Below are 21,516 nucleotides of genomic sequence, written 5' to 3' on the forward strand. Positions count from 1 at the left end.
ACATAGAAAGGAAGCTCGACAAAAAGACATGCTTTCTTAATGTAGAGACGTCCTATGTTAAGGCTGCCCAAAAGTCCCGCTTCCTTAACGTAGAGGCGTTCTACGTTAAGGAAGCTCGAAAAAAATGCCCGCTTTCTTAATGTAGAGGCGTTCTATGTTGAGGAATGCCGGCAAAAAGTTCCGCTATCTTAACGTAGAACTCTCTATGTTAAGGAAGGTCGTCCAAAAGTCCCGCTTCCTTAACGTAGAGGCGTTCTACGTTAAGGAAGCTCGAAAAAAATGCCCGCTATCTTAACGTAGAGGCGTTCTATGTTAAGGAAGCCCGCCCAAAAGTCATGCTTTCTTAATGTAGAGACGTCCTATGTTAAGGAAGGCTGCCCAAAAGTTCCGCTATCTTAACATAGAGGCGCTCTATGTTAAGGAAGCCCGAAAAAAAGACATGCTATCTTAACGTAGAGGCGTTCTACGTTAAGGAAGTCCGAAAAAAAGACATGCTATCTTAACGTAGAGGCGTTCTATGTTAAGGAAGGCCGTCAAAAATCCCCGCTATCTTAACGCCCCAATCTTTACCAAGGCAGGCAAAGGCCGGCTTGCGCACCGCACCATCCTATTGAAAATTTTTTGCCAAAAAGGATGGCTTTCATGTTACAATAAAATTACAAGGAAAAAAAGCAGGGGAGCCGGTTTGGCTGAGAGGATGCCGCTTTGCATCGACCCTTCACCTGATCTGGATAATGCCAGCGTAGGGAGTCTCATATTGAAGCATGTTTCGGCATGTTTTGGATGGACAGGCTTTCTTGCGCATGCAATGAAAGCTTTTTTATTTGAAAAAAAGGAGGAGAATTTGATGGAAAAATCGAATCAAGTAACGGTTTCTTTTTCAGTTGTTCCGCATATTAAAAGTGATGACTTATACGGTGTCGTCGACCGCGCGATCGAAGTCGTCCAAAACGCCGGCGTACGTTATGAAGTCGGGGCAATGGAAACGACGATGGAAGGCGATCTTGACGAGCTGCTTGAGATCATCAAAAAAGCGCAGGATGCTTGCGTCCAAGCCGGTGCGATTGATGTCCTCACATCGATCAAAATCCATTACCGGCCAAGCACCGGGGTGACAATGGATGAAAAAATTGCAAAATATCGCGAACAAACGCCGCAGCCGGTTCGTTAACACGGCGCTCACGGCTGCCTGGCTCATTTTTTTGCTCTTCGTCTGGCAAGGGGTAACGGCCGGCTTTCATATCAGTGAATGGATGCTGCCAAAACCGACGGAAGTATGGCAGGAATTGAAAAGCCTGCAATGGATGGTTTGGCCCAATATTTGGCAAACTGCAAAAGAAGTATTGATCGGACTAGCCTTTTCCATTGTGATTGGCGCAGCGATTGCCGTTTTTATGGATATGGTTCCCGTTTTCCGGATGCTGGTCCGGCCGCTTTTGGTCGTTTCGCAAACGATTCCGATTGTGGCAATTGCGCCGCTTTTAATCGTCTGGTTCGGATTCGGGCTCCAGTCAAAAATCATTGTGGTCATTTTAATCTGCTTTTTCCCGCTGGCATTGAGCATCCTGGAAGGGTTTCAAACGGTGGATGATGACTTGGTGAAACTGTTAAAGACCATGCATGCTTCAAAATGGCAGCTATACCGGAAAGTCAAATTTCCGGCTGTGCTCCCTTACTTTTTTTCCGGTTTAAAAATTGCCGTTACATATAGTGTGATGGGTGCCATTATCGGTGAGTGGCTCGGCGCAAGCGAAGGGCTCGGCGTCATGCTGACAAGGGCGACGAAATCTTTTATGACGGCCCGCCTGTTTGCTATCTCTGCTGTCATCATTGGGCTCACATTTCTTTTATACGGCGCTGTTGAATGTTTGCAAAGGCTATCCGCACCATGGGTATACCGAAAGGAAGATCATCAATGAGGAAAATGTTAATCATCTTGCAGGCGGCCATGTTGCTGCTTGCTGCTGGATGCACCAGCAGCGGGCAGAAAGAAAACAGCAAAAAAGCGCTGCAAAAGGTGACGGTTGTGCTGGACTGGTTTCCGAACACCAATCATACCGGCCTGTATGTAGCTAAAACAAAACACTATTTTCAAAAGCAGGGCCTGGATGTGAAAATCATCCAGCCGGGGGACAATATTACGGCTGAACAAATGGTGGCTTCCGGGAAAGCGGATTTCGGGGTCAGCTATCAGGAAAATGTCACCACGGCAAGGACGGAAGGAATTCCGATTGTGTCCATTGCCGCGATTATCCAGCACAATACTTCTGGCTTTGCTTCTTTGAAAAAAGACAACATCACTTCTCCGAAAGACTTTGAAGGAAAACGTTACGGCGGCTGGGGTTCGCCGTCTGAAGAAGCCGTCATCAAAACGGTCATGGAAAAATATGGCGCCGACTACAGCAAAGTAAAAAATATTGTGCTCGGCCAGACGGATTTTTTCAAATCAATCGGGCGTGAAGCGGATTTTGAATGGATTTATTACGGCTGGGACGGCATCCAGGCAGAGCGGAGCGGGAAAAAACTGAATCTTATCATGGTCAAAGATCTCGACCCTGCGCTTGATTATTACAGCCCGGTCATCATTACAAGCGAAAAACTGGCCAAAGGGGATAAACCTCTTGTCAAATCTTTTATGAAGGCTACGGCTCAAGGCTATACATTTGCAATCAAGCACCCGGAACAGGCCGCCGATATCCTGATTAAGGACGTGCCGGATACAAATAAAGGGCTTGTCCGCGCCAGCCAGAAGTGGCTAAGCACGAAGTACCAGGACGATGCCGCGGAATGGGGGGTACAGAAGGAAGAAGTGTGGCGCCGTTATATGGACTTCCTTTATGACCATAAAGTCATTAAGAAAAAAATCAACATCAAGGCTGCCTACACAAACGAATTTCTTCCAAACCGGCCATGACGTATTTGCAATTGGAAGGTATTACGAAAACATTTGGCGGGAAAAAAGTGCTGGAAGGCATTTCCGCAACGATCCGGAAAGGTGAATTCTGTACTTTTATCGGGCCGAGCGGATGCGGAAAAAGCACGCTGTTAAATATCATTGCCGGGATTGAAAAGGCGAATGGCGGCAAAGTGCTGCTTGACGGCAAACCGGATGGGGTTCAGGATGCCGCCGGTTTCATGCCGCAGCAGGATTTGCTTCTGCCTTGGCGGACGGCACTGCAAAACATTGTTTTGCCGCTTGAAATAAAAGGGGTGCGGAAACGGGAACGGGTTTTGCGGGGGATGGAGGTGCTCCGGCAGTTTGGCCTTGAGGATTACGCCGGCCACTATCCCGCCTCGCTCTCTGGCGGCATGCGGCAGCGGATCAGCTTTTTGCGCACGTATTTATGCGAAAAACCGGTTATGCTGCTAGACGAACCGTTCGGGAAGCTCGATGCCTTTACTAAAATGGATGTCCACCGCTGGCTGCTCGAATCATGGGAGAAAGGAAACCAGACGATTCTTATGGTTACCCATGATCTTGATGAAGCCGTGCTGCTATCGGACCGTGTTTTTGTCATGTCGCAGCAGCCGTCCGCCATCATCCACGAATTGAAGGTGCATTTGCCGCGCCCGCGGAAATGGGAGATGCTCTCTTCGGATGCGTTGAAAAAAGACAAAGATGAACTGTTAAGAGAACTTGCCTCATTTTTGGGGAAATAAAAAAAGGTTTGGAGATGCTCCAAACCTTTTTTATAAGTTCAGCATATTGGATGCCGCATATTTTTCGACGGAAAGGCCGGTCCGGTCAATTTTGGCCGGTTCAACCAGTACATGCGGAAAATGGGCGTGGAGCGTTTCTGCCATGGCCTCTGCTTGCCCGGACGGCACGAGTGAAATAACCGTCGGGCCGGCGCCGCTAATGACCGTCCCGTACGCGCCGAGTGATTTGGTCAGCCGGCGGATCTCCAAAAATTCGGGGATCAATTTTGTCCGGTACGGCTCGTGAAAACGGTCCTGTTCCATCATTTTTCCGGCCAGTTCGTACTGGCCGCTTATGAGCGCCGCAATAAAAAGATTGCTGGCCGCACTTCCTTTTACTGCCTCTTTCCGTGCATAAAAATCAGGAAGCACTTTGCGCGCATCTTCCGTTTTTAACTCATAACCGGGAATAAACAGGAGCAAATCCGCCATAATGTCAAAAAACGGCACGACTTCGACTCGTCCGTCCCCTTGCTCGGCTGAAACAACGAGCCCGCCGAACAAAGATGCTGCGACATTATCCGGATGCCCCTCGATCCGGGAGGCAATGTCCAGCTTTTCCGCAAGCGAAAGCCCGAGATTTCCGGCAAAGTTAGCCAGTTCAATGCCGGCCACAACGGCTGAGGCGCTGCTGCCAAGCCCGCGGGCAAGCGGAATTTCGCTGTCAACAATGACTTTGCACGGGGCAAGCTGCACGCCGTATAAATCCGCAACCTGCCGCGCAATTTTTAAGATAAAAGGGTCGCTGTCTTTCGGAAGCGGCGGCAAAAGGGGTGATACTTGTTCAAAAACCCATTCCTCGCTATCGCGTACTTCAAGCGTTAAAAAACGGTTGAGCGCCATGCCGACTGAGTCAAATCCGGGCCCGAGATTTGCCGTGCTTGCGGGGACGCGGATAACCAGCCTGTTCATACATGGATCACATTTGAAAGATAATCTGTCACAGCTTCTTCCGTTGCCGGCAGCACGGCAGGCCGGACTTCGACTTGGGACATGGCGGTTTGCGGGTCTTTTAGCCCGTTTCCGGTCAGGACAGCAACCACTTTGCTCCCTTTTTTGATCTGTCCCGTTTTGACCTGCTTGATGACACCGGCGATGGACGCACATGAACCCGGTTCGGCGAACGTTCCTTCATTGCGGGCGAGCAGCCGGAACGCATCAAGGATTTCCGGGTCTGACACTGAGTCAATCACGCCGCCTGATTCATCGCGGGCGTTGACAGCCAGTTTCCAGCTTGCCGGGTTGCCGATCCGGATCGCGGTTGCGACCGTTTCCGGGTTTTCGATCACCCGATCCCGGACGATGGCAGCTGCGCCTTCCGCTTCAAAGCCGTGCATTTCCGGCAGGCCGGTTTCGAATTTCTCATTGAACTCTTTGAATCCTTTCCAATACGCGCTGATGTTTCCGGCATTGCCGACCGGGATGGCAAGGACATCGGGTGCTGAACCCAGCTGCTCACAAATCTCGAAAGCCGCTGTTTTTTGGCCTTCCAGCCGGTAAGGGTTAACCGAGTTTACAAGTGTAACAGGCGAAGTTTCGCTTACTTTCCTGACGATTTTAAGCGCCTGGTCAAAATTGCCATCAATTTCCACGATTTCAGCGCCGTACATAACGGCCTGTGCCAGTTTGCCAAGCGCGATTTTTCCGCTCGGGATCACGATGATTGCCCGGATTCCGGCTTTTGCGGCATAGGCGGCCGCAGAAGCGGAAGTGTTGCCGGTGGAGGCGCAGATAACGGACCTGCTGCCGTTTTCGATCGCTTTCGCAACCGCCATCACCATGCCGCGGTCTTTAAAAGAGCCGGTTGGGTTCAAACCTTCAAATTTTCCGTACAATTCCACGCCGAGCTTTTCCGAGAGGCGGGCAAACGGGATAAGCGGCGTATTGCCTTCAAATAATGTCAGTTCCGGTGTTTTGTCTGTGACGGGTAAAAATGATTTGTACTGTTTGAGTAATCCTGGCCATTGATTCATGTTTTTATGCCTCTCCTTCAACACGGTAGTAGCTGTTCACTTCTTTGACAACAGGCATTTCATTTAACTGTTCGAGCGCCTTTTGGAAACGGTCGAGCGACACTTTGTGGGTAACAATGATGATTTCCGCAAGCTCATCGCGTTTATCAGGCGTCTGCAAAATCCGTTTAAAGCTGATATTGAGGGCGCTGAAGGCGGCTGTAATTTTAGAAAATGCGCCGACCTGGTCTTTTAAATGCATACGGATATAAAATTGCCCGTAGCGCTGCTCAGGCGGCATGAGTTTCCGTTCAAAGCGCGGGCCCCTGAGGTTCCGGCCGTTCACGCCGAGCTGCATGTTTTTAATCGCGGCAATACAATCGCTCACGACCGCGGTCGCAGTCGGCATGCTTCCGGCGCCGGGCCCGTAAAACATCGCTTCGCCGATTGCTTCCCCGTTAATATAAACGGCATTGAATTCGTTTTTCACGGAAGCAAGCGGGTGGTTTTGGGCGATAAACGCCGGCTGCACGCTCACTTCAATATGTTCATCCTGGCATTCCGCCAAGCCGATCAGCTTCATCGTATACCCGAGCGTTTTCCCATAATGCAAATCTGCGGATGAAAGATGGGTAATGCCTTCCACTTCCACATCTTCAAGTTTCACATTTGTATAGAATGCGAGCCTTGCCAAAATCGCCATTTTCCTTGCCGCATCCAGGCCTTCCACATCTGATGTCGGGTCAGCTTCGGCAAAACCAAGTTCCTGTGCCTCTTTCAGCGCCTCGTCATAAGAAACGCCTTCATCCATCATTTTGGTCAAAATAAAATTGGTTGTCCCGTTGACGATCCCCATCACTTTTTGGATCCGGTCGGAAACAAGGCCGTCTGTAAGCCCCCTGATAATCGGGATGCCGCCGCCGACGCTTGCCTCATACAGCAAGTCACACTGGTTTTTCCAGGCCAGTTCCTGAAGCTCCGGGCCATAGAGAGCAATTAAATCTTTGTTCGCGGTCACGACATGTTTTTTATTTTCAATCGCCTTGACAATGTACCGGCGGGCTTCATCAATTCCGCCCATCACTTCAACGACGACATCGATTTCCGGGTCATTTAGTATCTCATCGGGATTTGTAGTGACAGAGGCGGGATCAATGTCTACACCGCGGTCCTTTTCGGTGTCGCGCACGAGAATTCGTTTCACCTTTACTTCACGCCCAAGCTGATGGACGAGTTCCTCCTGATGCTGCCGGATCAGTTTGACAACGCCGCAGCCAACGGTTCCGAGTCCAAGCAGTCCGATTGAAACGTCCGATTTCATTTGATCACACCTCTTTATGTATTTTTACAGAAAACAAATGTCTTTGTATAATAGACATTAAAGCATGATTACAGAGGAAGATCAAGTCTTTCTTTTTTAAAAAGTAAGAAAAAGAATCAGACGTGCAGTGCTGGTTGCGGGTGCCGCTCCAGGCAAACTTCGAGGATTTCAGCATTCATGGCGTCGTTTTTTTGGCTTATTTCAAATGCATGCGGGAGAAAGCGTTCAGCCGGCGAGACTGCGGTTTCCCCGCATATATCGATGCCGAATACTTGCTTTTGATCGAGAATGGCCGAAATACAGGACAGCAATTCCTGCTTGCCCATCCTCCCCTGATCCCAGTTTGTCTCGGCAAAAGCCGGGGAAAGGACGTCTTTGTCAATGCTGATATAGACGGTATCTGTTGGAATGGCGGATAAAATCCGTTTCCGGTTTTCAAGATTCCGGCCGTTAAAAGGAAAAATTTGGACGGTTTGTGGCGGGCGGCGATGTGTTTTGAAAGAAGTCGGGCCGATGATGACAACTCTTTTCAGCAGCGGGTTCGTTTTTAAGGCGTAGGAAACCCATGACCCGCATGATAGCAGTGTCTGTTCAAAGCTGTCGTCCATGTCCGGATGGTTGTCGAACAGCACAAGGGTGAACGGTTTCGGCGCTTTTTTTAAAAGCAGGGAGGTCACATAATGGTAGTTGCCACTTCCAAGAAAGGTGATGCCTTTTTGTTTGCGGCGGTCCAGTGCCGTTTCAATTTGGAAAAGCGCCTGTTTTTCACAAAAAAGATTGGTATGGCGGATATGTTTCAGATTAATAGTTTCATGGGGAAAAGACTGGATCCTTTTTTGTTCATCATACGTTTCGTCAAAAGCCAATATCGTGACACCTTTATGCAATAAACCCATCTCTTTCATCTCCTTTAAGAATTCACAGAACGGGTTGAAGCAGGTTCCTTTGAATGGCGGAATATTGAAACGATTTATTATGATTTTATCACATTTTTTTGAAACACGCATCGTTTCCGGCTCAGGCGGGAAGGAGCGGGAAGATGATGATACAGGTAAATTTTTGAAACGGCCACCGGCAAACGCCGTGCTCCCGTGTTCCGTTTGACAGGAAATCTTCATCCGGCTTTTTTAATTGCCGGATTAGCTGGCATGAAAGGCGGAATCGCGCTTGGCCGTATTTATTTTTTTGCATCAAAATAAGCCTCCCTCATGCAGGAAGGCTCATGCTCTATTAAACGATTAAACGATGACCGGCGGTTTGCGCACGAGGCTCAAAATGCCCGCAATCAGGTAAAGCAGCGCCGGGAGCACCCCGAATCCGACGGTGAAAAAGAACACAAGCAATGCACCGATAATAAGCAAAATGCCTGACAGCTTCGGCCTTTTGTTATTCCTCAGTTGAACAGCGGCGACAATGCCGATCACCGTTCCGATGATAAGCACCACAGCAATTCCCCAGCCGAGCGCCTGGATCGTATGAAGGACTGTTTGAAAGTCGGCTTCCCGTATGGAGGCATCATTTTTCAGCTGGTCGATAATACTTTGGCTTTTCATGGCTATCGTAAAGAAGATAACGAGGATTGTGGCAAGTCCGTTTAGCACCGCGCCAATGATGCTCAGTACAATTTCAGCAGTTCGTTTCATTTTTACCACCCCTTTCTTTCTTGTCTATAAAACCCATTCCCTTCCATAAATACGAAAAAAACAAAAAAAGGATTCGGAAATTAGAAATTTTATGTTGTCGCATTCAAGCAGTGTTACAATAAAACTATGAGAACGGGGGTGTTTGGCCATGCAAATTTATACAAGCAAAGAAATTAAGGAAGCCGATGCAAATGCAGCTTCTTTCGGCATGGATACGTTTACGCTGATGGAAAATGCCGGAAGCGGTCTGTACCGCGCCCTTGCACCGCTCCTTTCCAAACGCGACACGATTGCGGTGCTTTCCGGCAAAGGGAATAACGGTGGGGACGGGATTGTACTTGCCCGCTATTTAAAACTGAACGGATACAACGCGGATTTGATCTTTCCTTTAGGCCTGCCGCAAACGAAAGAGGCTGCGCAGCATTTTTCCTATTTTCAATCATGCGGCTTTGAAGCAGCCCCTTTTGACCGTGAGAAACATTATGACTGGATCGCAGACGGGCTGCTTGGCATTGGTACAAGGCTGCCGCTCAGGGATGATCTTGCAGAAGTAACCGATTGGATCAATACCCGGAAGGCAAAAGTGGCCGCCATTGACGTACCGACGGGAGTGGCGGGGGATACGGGTGATGCCGATCCGCATACCGTACACGCAGATTATACGTTTTCTCTCCATGGTTTGAAACCGTCCAGCCTGTTATTCCCTTCTTCCGCTTATTTCGGCGAAACAAAGGCTGTCGGGATCGGCCTGCCGCATACTTCAAAATGGAAAATTTGGTCAGAAGAAGATGTCATCCGTTCGCTCCCCGAAAGAAGCGGCAATGTCCATAAAGGCACATTTGGGACCGGGCTTTTGGTTGCCGGGAGTGACGGTATGCCGGGGAGTGCGGCACTGGCTGCGATCGGCGCCATGCGGATGGGGATCGGGAAACTCTCCGTTTTTACGGAAAGCGGTGTCCGGAATGTGATCGCTACACTCGTTCCGGAAGCGACTTATTTAAAAAGGGATTTTTCAAAGCGGCTTAACGATTTGGGGCAGAAATTTGCCGGGGTGGCCATCGGTCCCGGGATTGAGCCGGATGAGCAGCTGGAGTCTTTCATTCACGGCGTTTTAAAAGAACCGCTTCCTGTTGTCCTCGATGCGGGTGCATTACATAAAAGGACATACCCGAAACGCACGGCGCCGGTCGTTTTAACGCCGCATCCAGGGGAATTTTCAAGGATGGCGGACATACCGACCGGGCAAATCGCTGCAGATAGGATCAGGCTTGCTTCCGCATATGCACAGGAACACGGGGTCATCGTTGTTTTAAAAGGGCAGTACACGGTGATGGCTTTTCCGGATGGCAGCGGCTATGTAAACACAACCGGCAACAGCAGCCTGGCAAAAGGCGGAAGCGGTGATACATTAACCGGCATGCTCTTGGCAAATATATGCACGTATGCTAATATCAAGGAAGCGGTTGCCAATGCCGTTTATATTCACGGGGCATGCGCAGACTTGTGGATCCGGGAAAACGGGTCCGCTACACTCACTGCCCATGAATTTTCCCGGCTGCTTCCCAAAGTGATGCACCAATTGGAAACGGCCGCAAAAGATGCAGGGAAAGCGCCGGGTTTAGGAAACGGTGACCGTTTTATAAAGAGGTGACAAATGATGCAAAAAATCAAGAAGGCGATTATCCCGGCAGCGGGGCTTGGAACACGTTTCCTGCCGGCGACGAAGGCAATGCCGAAAGAAATGCTGCCAATTGTCGATAAGCCGACAATCCAATATATTGTGGAAGAGGCCATTGATTCCGGCATTGAAGATATCATCATCGTAACCGGGAAAGGGAAACGGGCGATTGAAGACCATTTTGACCACGCATTTGAGCTTGAGGACAATTTGATCGCAAAGAAAAAATTTGATCTGCTTGAAAAAGTGCGCCAGCCTGCAGAAGTGGATATCCATTATATCCGGCAAAAGGAACCGAAAGGACTGGGCCACGCGATTTGGTGTGCGCGCAAATTTATTGGGAATGAACCGTTTGCCGTGCTCCTCGGTGATGATATTATTCAGGCTGAACCGCCTTGCCTGAAACAAATGATCGATGTTTATGAACAGGTCCATTCCAGCGTGATTGCCGTCATGGAAGTCGCGCGTGAGGAAACAAACCGTTACGGGATTATTGACCCGCTCGATCAAAAGGGAAGAATTTATGATGTGAAAGGCTTTGTAGAAAAGCCGAAAGTGGAGGAAGCGCCGTCAAATGTCGCCATTATCGGGCGGTATATTTTAACACCGGAGATTTTTGATTTCCTTTCATTGCAGAAGACGGGATCAGGCGGTGAAATCCAGCTGACCGATGCCATTGAACAATTGAATGAAATCCAAAAAGTGTATGCCTATGCTTATGAAGGGAAACGCTACGACGTCGGCGAAAAATTCGGGTTTATCAAATCGACGATTGAAATGGCGCTTTCCCGGGAAGATCTGCGCGATGATTTGCTCCGGTATTTGGAAGATTTGCAATGGAGAATTCAAAACCATCAGATCTGAAACTTGCAGGTCTGCCGGTAAAAACGCCTGTTTCGCGAAATATGCGAACGCAGGCGTTTTTTATCGGGCTGTGCGATGGGGATCGGGATACAACCCGAAGTTCCAGCTAAAATATCGCAGCTTTTGTTGCCTGCTGTAAAAAATCGTCATCGTGCAAATTGGCGCTCGGGCTTGATGTAACTTAAGCTCAACTTATATAGAATGAAATGAAGTTTTTCGCGTCAAAATCAATGACGATCAGAAGAGAGGTTGTTTCTGGCAACCATGAAAAGGAATCCAGTTTCGTTCGGCTTATTTTGCAAGTTCCAGTGCTTTTATGCAAAACAAACCTGATTCATGGTGAAAATCACACGGCCGGATGAAAAAGATGTAAGATAGTAGCAAAAGTAAGGAAAGGATGGCACATTTTGAAAACAGATGACAAAAGATTTAAACAGGCGCACAAAGAAGCATGGATCGGCGTCGGGCTTGTGCTGTTCAATTTTCTCTGGTGGTACGGTTTTGCTTACGGCCTCGGTTCACGGCCGGCCAAACAGTATCATTATATATTTGGCATGCCATCATGGTTTTTTTACAGCTGCATTGCCGGGTATATTGTCGTGACGGCGCTTGTCATCTTCATTGTGAAGTTCTTTTTTAAGGATATCCCTTTCGATGATGAAGAGGGGGATAAGCCATGAACTGGCCGGTATTGGCACCACTGCTCATTTTTTTGCTCATTATTTTTGCCGTTGGTTTTTGGGCCAATCAATACGTGATCAAAACGCAATCTTTTGTACAGGAATATTTTCTCGGAAAACGGCAGCTCGGCGGTTTTATCCTCGCGATGACGATGGTGGCGACATACGGGAGCGCCAGCAGCTTTATCGGCGGGCCGGGTGTGGCGTACACACAGGGGCTTGGCTGGGTGCTTCTTTCTATGGCACAGCTTTCAACCGGCTATTTTGTCCTGATGGTGCTCGGGAAAAAATTTGCGATTATGGCACGCAAATATGAGGCGGTGACGCTGATTGACTTTTTAAAAAGCCGTTATCAAAGTGATGCCGTCGTCATTTTGGCGGCAGCAAGCATTATTATTTTTCTGTTTTCATCGATGACGGCACAGTGGATCGGCGGTGCGCGCCTTGTTGAATCGCTGACCGGATTGTCGTATACGGCGTCGCTCCTAATTTTTGCCGCTTCTGTTACGCTGTTTGTCGTAGTCGGGGGATTTCGCGCAGTGGCGGTGACAGATGCAGTCCAGGGCACGGTCATGTTTCTTGGCACGCTTATTTTACTGGTGGCAACCATTAAAGCGGGCGGCGGGATGGAACCGATTATGCACAAACTTGCTGCAGAGGACCCGGATCTGATTACGCCGTTCGGACACGGGCACAGCCTGAGCCCTGCCTATGTGTCGTCGTTTTGGATTTTGGTCGGGATTGGTGTCGTCGGCCTGCCGCAAATTACGGTCCGTGCGATGTCCTACAAAGATTCCCGGGCGATGCACAGGGCGATCATCATCGGTACCATTGTCATTGGGTTTATTATGTTCGGCATGCATTTTATTGGCGTGATGGCACGTGCTGTCATACCGGGTGTGAAAGTGCCCGATACGGTAATGCCGCTATTAACGATGAAAGTGCTGCCGCCTGTGCCGGCCGGTATCGTGCTTGCTGCTCCGATGGCCGCAATTATGTCTACCGTTGATGCGCTCCTCATTCTCGTCGGTTCCGCGCTTGTCAAAGACCTTTATTTGAATTATGTGAAACCGAACGCATCCGAAAAACAGATGAAAGCGGCAAGTTTCAGCGTGACCGCAGCGATTGCCGTCATTGTCGTGCTGTTGTCGCTCAGCCCGCCGAAATTGATCATATGGCTCAACTTGTTTTCCTTTGGCGGCCTGGAATCCGTTTTTATATGGCCGGTGATTTTCGGCTTGTACTGGAATAAAGGAAACAAGTACGGCGCGGTTTGTTCTATGATACTCGGCATGGGCTCGTACATTCTGCTGGACCGCTTGCATCCAAACCCGTTCGGATTGCATACAGTGGTGCTGCCGGTCCTTATTTCCTGCGCCGGGTTTATCGCGGCGAGCCTTCTCTTCGGGCGCAAGAGAGCTGCCATTCGGGCTGAACGCGATGGGGCATAAAGTAAAAGTACCGGTTCAATTGACACGCGTCATTGCGACTTATTGGGGCCGAGTAAACAGGCGCCTCAAATTGAAATTTTTAGCTAAAAATGTGCGATGTCCGGAAAAAGCTGCAAAATAAGAATCAATCGGGCCGGGACGAATCATCCTCTCGGCCCAGATCTAAAAAATTTTTCGTTGCATCTTTCCCGGATTTGTGATAATATAATGATTGTCATCTGCGGGACATTAGCTCAGTTGGAAGAGCAGCTGACTCTTAATCAGCGGGTCGTGGGTTCGAGCCCCTCATGTCCCATCACGAAGCAATATGATGCACAATTGTGCCATTATATTGCTTTTTTATTTTTATAGAAGTTTTTTTCGCGGATAATCCGGCTAAAAAATAACAAGCGGACATATTCAGGCATACTATATTGTGGTATAATATAATGGTTGCAGGTTTCGCAGCTATTTATGAATCGAAGAAAAAAGGAGATGATAACTGATGGATTCTGACGCGCATCCGAGGTCGTGCATGAAACATAAGCAAGAGGAAGTCTTCATACTGGCCTCGACCAATCCTACAGGTTATCAGTCTCTGGAAGAGTAAAGTATGCTTGAGCTTCCTCAAAAGAGAAGAGGAGGTGGCCTGCATGTTAAATATGTATTTAACGGACGAAAACGGCAAACTGAAGGAAACAGAAACTTTGTCAAAAGGATGCTGGGTGAACCTGGTGAACCCGACAGAGGAAGAAATCAACCAGGTTGTCCAGCAAACGAATATACCGGCCGATTTTATTAAAGACCCGCTGGATGTCGATGAACGCTCCCGTATTGAAAAAGAAGACGATGATATTTTAATCATTGTCGGCCTTCCCGTTAAGGTAAAGGACGATGTGGACTCCGCGCTGTATGATACGATTCCGCTCGGGATTATCGTCACGCCTTTTTATTTCATCACGGTCTGCCTGCAGGATAATCCGATTATCGGAAAGTTTATCCACAGACGGGTGCGCGGGTTTTACACCTACATGAAAACCAGATTTACCCTTCAAATTCTATATGAAGTTGCAAGTTATTATTTAAACTATTTAAAATATATCGACCGCAGATCAAGCCTGATCGAACGCGAATTGCACGAATCGATGCGAAACGAGGAACTGTTCGAACTGTTGAGCCTTGAAAAAACGCTCGTGTATTTCACTACCTCATTAAAAGCCAATAAAATCGTCATGGAAAAAATGACACGGCAGCATTTTCTAAAAGTATATGAAGATGACATGGACTTACTGGATGACGTCATGATTGAAGTCAAACAGGCAATCGAAATGTGTGAAGTGCACAGCAATATTTTAAGCGGCATGATGGATGCCTATGCTTCTGTCATTTCCAATAACGTGAACGGCGTGATGAAATTTTTGACGACGGTCACGATTATCCTTTCCCTGCCAACGATGGTATCCAGCTTTTTCGGAATGAATCTTCACGGCCTGCCATGGCAATCAAGCCCCCATGGGTTTTGGCTGGCGTTTTTGGCCTCTCTGGTTCTTTCCAGTGTTACAGCCCTTATTTTTTGGAAAAAAAGATATTTCTAACACACCTGGGAGATGGATTTGCATAAAATTCATCTCCTTTTCCGTTTCTGCCTTGTGAATGTGCAGGTTTCACAAGCGAGAAGCGGTTTTTTTACGGCAATTTCTATACGTAATTTTGCATAAATATTCAAATATAAAATGTAAGCACTTACAATGTAAAAAGGCGGAAAAAACTTATTTTAATTGAATCATGGCTGGAAAGCAATATTTTAAAGAAAAAAGTTTATAAATGATTTATTCATTTGTCACCAATCTGACACAGCCATAGCATGTGAAATCGCCTATAATAAAGCCATAAAGAAAAGAAACAAATGTAAAACGGCAGAAAATCATGTGAAATACTTCACAAATTATATTTTTTAGTCTATCATGTGAAATTATTCACAAAAACATTTAGAATGGGGGCCACGAACATGGCAATCGATGAAAAAGTTGTTGGCAAATCTGCGCAAATCACGGAAATGGTCGATTCCCTCGTCGCAAAAGGGCAAAAAGCACTGCGTGAATTTATGGAACTGGATCAGGCACAAGTGGACAATATCGTAAAACAAATGGCACTTGCCGGGTTGGAACAGCATATGGTGCTCGCCAAAATGGCCGTGGAAGAAACAGGGCGCGGCGTATATGAAGATAAAATGACAAAAAACTTGTTTGCAACAGAATACATCTATCACAACATTAAATATAACAAAACAGTCGGCATCATTGACGAAAACAATAATGAAGGGATTGTTAAATTTGCGGAACCGGTCGGCGTGATTGCCGGGGTCACTCCTGTAACGAACCCGACATCAACCACGATGTTTAAAGCATTAATTGCCATTAAAACACGCAACCCAATTATTTTCGCATTCCATCCGTCCGCGCAAAAATGCAGCAGCCATGCCGCAAAAGTCATGCTTGACGCTGCTGTGAAAGCCGGCGCGCCGGAAAACTGCATCCAATGGATCGAAAAACCGGCCATTGAAGCGACACAGCAATTGATGAACCATGCGGGTATTTCACTGATTCTTGCCACGGGCGGTTCCGGCATGGTAAAGTCCGCCTATTCGAGCGGGAAACCTGCGCTTGGCGTCGGGCCGGGAAACGTCCCTTGCTATATTGAAAAATCTGCTGATATCAAACGCGCCGTCAATGACCTGATTTTGTCCAAAACGTTTGACAACGGCATGATCTGTGCGTCGGAACAGGCTGTCATCATCGACAAAGAAATTTATGACAATGTGAAAAACGAATTGATTGCAAATCACTGCTACTTCCTGAATGAAGCGGAGAAGAAAAAGGTTGAGAAAACCGTCATCAATGAAAAGACGCAATCCGTCAACAGCGCCATTGTCGGCAAACCGGCCTATGAAATTGCGAAAATGGCAGGCGTGGACGTTCCGGAAGATACCAAAATTTTAATCGCTGAACTTACAGGTGTCGGCCCGGACTACCCGCTTTCCAGAGAAAAATTAAGCCCGGTTTTGGCCTGTTACAAAGCCAACAGCACAAAACAAGGTTTCGAATTTGCAGAAGCCATGCTCGAATTCGGCGGGCTTGGCCACTCGGCTGTGATCCATTCGACAAACGATGAAGTCATTGAACAATACGGCTTAAAAATGAAAGCCGGCCGGATCATTGTCAACTCCCCGTCTTCGCAAGGGGCAATCGGCGACATTTACAATGCCTATATGCCTTCTTTGACACTCGGCTGCGGCACGTTCGGCGGCAACTCGGTGTCCACAAACGTCGGTGTCATCAATCTTTACAATGTAAAAACAATGGCGAAACGGAGAGTCAATATGCAATGGTTTAAAATTCCACCGCGCGTGTATTTTGAAAAGAACTCGGTCCAATACCTGGAAAAAATGCCGGATATCTCAAGTGCCTTTATTGTCACCGATCCGGATATGGTCAGGCTTGGATTCGTTGAGAAAGTACTGTATTACTTGCGGAAACGCCCGGACTATGTGCACTGTGAAATTTTCTCAGAAGTCGAACCGGATCCGTCTATTGAAACGGTTCGGAAAGGTGCCGCAGCTATGGCAAGCTTCCAGCCGGATGTCATTATCGCGCTTGGCGGCGGGTCGGCGATGGATGCTGCAAAAGGCATGTGGCTGTTCTATGAGCATCCGGAAGTTGATTTCAACGAATTGAAGCAAAAATTTATGGACATCCGGAAACGGGTTGCCAAATTCCCGAAACTGGGTGAAAAAGCGCAGCTGGTCTGCATTCCGACCACATCGGGCACCGGTTCTGAAGTGACTTCTTTCGCCGTCATTTCGGATAAAAAGAACAACACAAAATATCCGCTCGCAGACTATGAACTGACACCGGATGTTGCGATCATTGACCCGCAGTTTGTTATGACCGTTCCGAAATCCGTAACAGCCGATACCGGGATGGACGTTTTGACCCATGCGATTGAAGCCTATGTATCCAACATGGCCAACGACTATACGGACGGTCTGGCAATTAAGGCCATCCAGCTTGTTCACGAATACTTGCCGAAAGCATACGCAAATGGCAATGATGCACTGGCACGCGAAAAAATGCACAATGCATCGACTTTGGCAGGGATGGCGTTCTCGAATGCATTCCTTGGCATCAACCATTCACTTGCCCATAAAATCGGCGCTGAATTCCATATTCCGCACGGCCGGGCTAACGCGATTCTGTTGCCGCATGTCATCCGCTATAACGCGCAAAAGCCGAAAAAATTTGCGGCATTCCCGAAATACGAACATTTTATTGCGGATCAACGCTACGCGGAAATCGCGCGCGTACTTGGTCTTCCGGCAAGCACGACAGAAGAAGGTGTCGAAAGCCTTTGCCAGGAAATCATCCGGATGTGCAAACTGTTCAATATTCCGCTTAGCTTAAAAGCAGCCGGCGTGAACCGGGCGGACTTTGAAAAACGGGTTGCCATTATTGCAGACCGCGCATTTGAAGACCAATGCACACCTGCAAACCCTAAATTGCCGCTTGTCAGCGAATTGGAAGACATTTTACGCAAAGCTTTTGAAGGCGTTGAAGCAAAATAATGGCTTTCATTTTGGAAGAGGCGCACTTTACGTGAAGGGAACCGAAGAGGTTTTGGCGAAAACGCTCATGTAGCCCGTGTCTATGAAAAAGAAGCAATTTAAAAATTGTTGATCCGTTAACATAGAGCCCGTCTAAGTGAAGGAAATAGCCAGAATTTTGGCGATCACTTCACTTAGACGGGTTTTTAAGGTAAGGAACGAGGATCTACGTTAAGATAGGGATGATTTCTGGCGGTCTTCCTTAACGTAGAATGGCTCTACGTTAAGAAAGGGACGATTTTTTTCGATCTTCCTTAATATAGAGCGGGTCTACGTTAAGAAAGCATGACTTTTTTTCTGTCTTCCTTAACGTAGAGCGGGTCTATGTTAAGATAGGGACGATTTTTAACGGTCTTCCTTAACATAGAACGCCTCTAAGTTAAGAAAGCGTGACTTTTTGGAGGTCTTCCTTAACGTAGAATGGCTCTACGTTAAGAAAGGGGCGATTTTTTTCGATCTTCCTTAATATAGAGCGGGTCTACGTTAAGAAAGCATGACTTTTTTTCGGTCTTCCTTAACATAGAACACCTCTACGTTAAGATAGGGACGATTTTTGGCGGTCTTCCTTAACATAGAACGCCTCTACGTTAAGATAGGGGCGATATTAAGCGATCTTCCTTAACATAGAACGGGTCTACGTTAGATAACTTTTCTTTTCCATACGGGATAGTGTATGATAAAAGAACTGGAAAAGGAAGGTTAGGGAAAAAACAATGGAACCTACATTCATTCATCATTTACAGCCTTTTTTACAACAGGCATGGAAAAATTCAACGTTTGAACATCCTGCTTCTGTACAGGAAAAAGTGATTCCTGCTGTGCTGGACGGCCGGGATGTGATTGCTGCAGCACCGACAGGATCGGGAAAAACACTCGCCTACCTGCTGCCTGTGCTCGACCGGATGGACCCCGGAAAACAAACGGTTCAAGCTGTCATTCTGGCGCCTTCTAAAGAACTGGTCATGCAAATCCAAGAGGAAGCCGGAAAATGGTCACAGGGAAGCGGAATCCGGAGCATCCCGCTGATCGGCGGCGCGAATGTGAAACGGCAAATTGAAAAACTGAAAAAACACCCGCACCTTGTTATCGGGACGCCTGGACGCATCCTTGAATTGATCCACCAGAAAAAACTGAAAATGCATGAAGTGAAAATGATGGTGCTCGATGAAGGGGACCAGCTGCTCGGAAAGGAATACAGCCGCACGGTCGGACAAATTGTAAAATCCGCCATGCGTGACTGCCAGCTCCTTTTGTTTTCAGCCACTTTGCCTGATGCTGCAGCCCATAAGGCTATGGAACAGATGAAAGAACCCCTGTTGATTCGCATTGCAAAAGAGGAGGCGCGGAGCCCGGTTGAACATATTTATATCGTAAGCAGCGATCCGCGCGACAAAATCGAGCAGTTGCGAAAGATAGCCCGAATGGGGGTCCGGGGACTCGTGTTTTTTAATAATAAATGGGATGTTTCGGTTGCAGTGGAAAAACTCCGGTTCAAAGGGCTGGCCATCGCCGAATTGCATGGCGATATGCGCAAGGAAGAAAGAGAAAAAAGTATCCGGTTGTTCCAAAACGGCGATGTCCCGCTCCTTTTGGCAACGGATGTCGCTGCCCGCGGCCTGGACATTCCGGCGATTACGCATGTGATTCAATTTGATTTGCCGGAAGATGGTTCCGCATATGTCCACCGTTCGGGACGGACAGGCCGGCTCGGTTCAAACCCCGGCACAGTTGTCTCTCTTGTCACGCCGAAAGAAGAAACGGTGTTGAAAAAATATGCAAAAGCGCAGCATGTGGAATTGAGGCGAAAAGACATAAAGCGCGGTGAGCTGGTAGATCCCGAATAGGCAAATCAGTTTTTTTGAATGCGAAAAATTTGTCCGGAGGATGGCTTCATTCCCTGGGCGGATTCCAAAAGCGGGAAGATTATTCTGCTTTAAAAAGATGAAATACAAAGTTTCGTTGTCTTTCATGCCGCAGAAGGCCTGCCGGAAATCGATTCTCCGGCAGGCCTTCTGTTTTGGACTTCCTTTTAATTGGGCATAGGCAATCGTCCAGCTGTGTATTGAGACTTCCTTTTGAATAGGTACCGGCCATCGCCTGGTCGTGTTTTGAGACTTTTATTTGAATGAGTATCAGCAATCGCCCGGTCGTATTTTGAAACTTCCCTTTGAATGGGCATTGGCCATCGCCCGATTGTATTTCGAAACTTCCCTCTGAATGGACATCAGCGGAAGCCGTTTGGGTCGGCAATCGCCCGATTATATTTTGAAACTTCCTTATGAATTAACATCGTCCGGGAGTCTGGCCGGTGACAAGCCGGCTTTTTTAAATACTTTGCCGAGTTCATCGTTGGCTTGTTCCAGTTTTTTGTTCGCAGCATCCAGCGAAGGGTTCGTTTTTTTCAACTCATCCGCTTTCATTTGGTAGGACTGTTGCAAATCTTTTACAGCCGTTTTGATCTCCGATTGATAGCTACTTATTTTGGATGGGATTTTCGTATTTTTAATTTCTTTCACTACATTTTCTGCGGATGACTGCGCTTCCTTCTGCATGGTGGCAAGCTCAGTTTTCGGCGGTTTTTCGTCCGTCTTAGCGATCGCCTGTTCATACGTATTTAAATCCCTGTCCTGGGCATTGATATGATTGGTGAGATTCATATAAAAATTCATCAAAGCTGTTTTTGTGCTGCTTTTTGCCGGTTTCTTTGCCCCGGACTGCCCTGAATTTCCGGAACATGCGCCAAGTGCAAGCACAAGGGCAAGGCTAAAAGTTGCAAACCAAATTTTTTTCATGCTGTAACCCCTTCCTAAATCTGTAAATTTTTAATAGACTTGCAGCACGATCATAGCATTTTTTGTTTCTTATGGTAAATAGGGGAGGAAAAAATAAGATTTATGGAAAAATTTTAATTCATATTTTTGTATCCCGGTTTAGATTTCCGGGGAAGGGGTAGAGGTAGGAAAAAGTGCAAAAAAAACATCGGGAGTTTCCGAAGTTTTTTGATCTCAAAGTCTTTTTGCCCCGACGTACCGCGGTTTCCAGTAAGGATTGCTCAGGCTGTCGATCTTTACGCCCTGCGATACGGAGTGGATGACTTGGTTATGGCCGATATAAATGGCGACATGTGAAACGCCTTTTGAATAAGTATGGAAGAAAACCAGATCGCCCGGTTTTAAATTTGACTTGCTGACTTTTTTTCCTTTTTTGTAAATGCTTGCTGCTGTTCTCGGCAAGCTTTTTCCGTTCTTTTTAAATGTATAACCTACAAAGCCGGAACAATCAAAACCTGATGGGCTTGTGCCGCCCCACCTGTACGGGGTCCCTATATATTTCTTTGCCGTACTGATGACTTTTGACGGGGAATAGGATGCAGCAGCCGCTTGTTTAGCAGGCAGTAAAAAACCGGTTCCCAGCATGAATGCAAGCAGTATTGGAGCTACTTTCTTCAAATTTCCCACCTCTGTCTATGAATCTTGTAATCCCACTATACCAATATTTGTCGATTCTTTGGTTACGCTCACATTAAATAATATTACAAAAACATTACGTATACGACAAAAGTGTGAAAAGTGTATGTGTCAAGTTTTTC

Annotated in this window: 18 protein-coding genes, 1 tRNA gene and 1 riboswitch; of the genes, 12 read left to right on the forward strand and 7 right to left on the reverse strand. The window is 47.4% G+C overall.

All coding sequences use genetic code 11. The annotated features are described in order from the left end of the window. The first annotated feature begins 663 nt into the window (after positions 1–663). Positions 664–766, forward strand: a riboswitch (TPP riboswitch). Between the two features lie 81 nt (positions 767–847). Genes P9687_RS03240 through P9687_RS03255 form a run of 4 tightly spaced genes read left to right on the forward strand, consistent with a single transcriptional unit; the run spans position 848 to position 3,660 of the window. Then, a complete protein-coding gene (locus P9687_RS03240; protein WP_013858509.1) occupies positions 848–1,171 on the forward strand; it encodes an MTH1187 family thiamine-binding protein in 324 nt (107 codons plus the stop codon). After that, entirely contained in the window at positions 1,122–1,919 is a 798-nt protein-coding gene (locus P9687_RS03245; protein ID WP_035182360.1) for an ABC transporter permease, read from the forward strand. The genes P9687_RS03240 and P9687_RS03245 overlap by 50 nt, the downstream gene beginning before the upstream one ends. Further along, positions 1,916–2,914 carry an ABC transporter substrate-binding protein gene (locus P9687_RS03250; protein ID WP_035189444.1) on the forward strand — a complete coding sequence of 333 codons (999 nt, stop codon included), beginning with the start codon at positions 1,916–1,918 and terminating at the stop codon, positions 2,912–2,914. The genes P9687_RS03245 and P9687_RS03250 overlap by 4 nt, the downstream gene beginning before the upstream one ends. Next, entirely contained in the window at positions 2,911–3,660 is a 750-nt protein-coding gene (locus tag P9687_RS03255; protein WP_013858512.1) for an ABC transporter ATP-binding protein, read from the forward strand. Before P9687_RS03250 ends, P9687_RS03255 begins: the two co-directional genes overlap by 4 nt. A gap of 30 nt (positions 3,661–3,690) precedes the next feature. On the opposite strand, the gene thrB is transcribed toward P9687_RS03255, so the two are convergent. The 5 genes from thrB to P9687_RS03280 all read right to left on the reverse strand — a co-directional run bounded on the left by thrB (position 3,691) and on the right by P9687_RS03280 (position 8,615). Beyond that, on the reverse strand, positions 3,691–4,611 hold the full coding sequence (gene thrB, locus P9687_RS03260; protein WP_035189445.1) for a homoserine kinase: 921 nt from the start codon (positions 4,609–4,611) through the stop codon (positions 3,691–3,693). After that, positions 4,608–5,672, reverse strand: coding sequence for a threonine synthase (thrC, locus tag P9687_RS03265; RefSeq protein WP_014095998.1), 1,065 nt, complete (start codon positions 5,670–5,672; stop codon positions 4,608–4,610). Before thrC ends, thrB begins: the two co-directional genes overlap by 4 nt. A 4-nt stretch (positions 5,673–5,676) precedes the next feature. Next, positions 5,677–6,972 carry a homoserine dehydrogenase gene (locus tag P9687_RS03270; RefSeq protein ID WP_014095997.1) on the reverse strand — a complete coding sequence of 432 codons (1,296 nt, stop codon included), beginning with the start codon at positions 6,970–6,972 and terminating at the stop codon, positions 5,677–5,679. A 116-nt stretch (positions 6,973–7,088) separates the two neighbouring features. After that, on the reverse strand, positions 7,089–7,868 hold the full coding sequence (locus P9687_RS03275; protein WP_035182353.1) for an arginase family protein: 780 nt from the start codon (positions 7,866–7,868) through the stop codon (positions 7,089–7,091). A 342-nt stretch (positions 7,869–8,210) separates the two neighbouring features. Next, positions 8,211–8,615: a DUF4064 domain-containing protein gene (locus P9687_RS03280; RefSeq protein WP_035189447.1), complete on the reverse strand. Its 405-nt coding sequence runs from the start codon at positions 8,613–8,615 to the stop codon at positions 8,211–8,213. A 148-nt stretch (positions 8,616–8,763) separates the two neighbouring features. Between P9687_RS03280 and P9687_RS03285 the strand changes: the two genes are divergently transcribed. From P9687_RS03285 to P9687_RS03320, 8 genes are all read left to right on the forward strand, one after another. Beyond that, positions 8,764–10,266 carry a bifunctional ADP-dependent NAD(P)H-hydrate dehydratase/NAD(P)H-hydrate epimerase gene (locus tag P9687_RS03285; protein ID WP_035189448.1) on the forward strand — a complete coding sequence of 501 codons (1,503 nt, stop codon included), beginning with the start codon at positions 8,764–8,766 and terminating at the stop codon, positions 10,264–10,266. Between the two features lie 3 nt (positions 10,267–10,269). Then, positions 10,270–11,157, forward strand: coding sequence for a UTP--glucose-1-phosphate uridylyltransferase GalU (gene galU, locus P9687_RS03290; protein ID WP_013858519.1), 888 nt, complete (start codon positions 10,270–10,272; stop codon positions 11,155–11,157). 407 nt (positions 11,158–11,564) lie between these two features. Continuing rightward, positions 11,565–11,837, forward strand: a complete 273-nt coding sequence (locus tag P9687_RS03295; RefSeq protein ID WP_017551968.1) for a YhdT family protein — start codon at positions 11,565–11,567, stop codon at positions 11,835–11,837. After that, positions 11,834–13,288 (forward strand): sodium/pantothenate symporter, encoded by a 1,455-nt coding sequence (panF, locus tag P9687_RS03300; protein WP_014095990.1) that lies wholly within the window; start codon positions 11,834–11,836, stop codon positions 13,286–13,288. Before P9687_RS03295 ends, panF begins: the two co-directional genes overlap by 4 nt. 222 nt (positions 13,289–13,510) lie before the next feature. Further along, positions 13,511–13,583, forward strand: a tRNA-Lys gene (locus tag P9687_RS03305). Between the two features lie 337 nt (positions 13,584–13,920). Continuing rightward, complete coding sequence (locus P9687_RS03310; protein ID WP_035189450.1) at positions 13,921–14,862, forward strand: magnesium transporter CorA family protein; 942 nt, start codon at positions 13,921–13,923, stop codon at positions 14,860–14,862. Positions 14,863–15,275: 413 nt separating this feature from the next. Next, positions 15,276–17,888 carry a bifunctional acetaldehyde-CoA/alcohol dehydrogenase gene (adhE, locus tag P9687_RS03315; RefSeq protein WP_035189451.1) on the forward strand — a complete coding sequence of 871 codons (2,613 nt, stop codon included), beginning with the start codon at positions 15,276–15,278 and terminating at the stop codon, positions 17,886–17,888. 752 nt (positions 17,889–18,640) lie between these two features. After that, positions 18,641–19,771 carry a DEAD/DEAH box helicase gene (locus P9687_RS03320; RefSeq protein ID WP_014095986.1) on the forward strand — a complete coding sequence of 377 codons (1,131 nt, stop codon included), beginning with the start codon at positions 18,641–18,643 and terminating at the stop codon, positions 19,769–19,771. 432 nt (positions 19,772–20,203) lie between these two features. Here P9687_RS03320 and P9687_RS03325 read toward each other — a convergent pair whose 3' ends face one another. After that, positions 20,204–20,719, reverse strand: a complete 516-nt coding sequence (locus P9687_RS03325; RefSeq protein ID WP_061087156.1) for a hypothetical protein — start codon at positions 20,717–20,719, stop codon at positions 20,204–20,206. 213 nt (positions 20,720–20,932) lie between these two features. Further along, positions 20,933–21,376, reverse strand: a complete 444-nt coding sequence (locus tag P9687_RS03330; protein WP_014095984.1) for a C40 family peptidase — start codon at positions 21,374–21,376, stop codon at positions 20,933–20,935. Between the last annotated feature and the right edge of the window lie 140 nt (positions 21,377–21,516).

Origin of the sequence: Weizmannia sp. CD-2023, assembly GCF_036225245.1 — a bacterium.
Classification (GTDB): domain Bacteria; phylum Bacillota; class Bacilli; order Bacillales; family Bacillaceae_C; genus Weizmannia; species Weizmannia faecalis.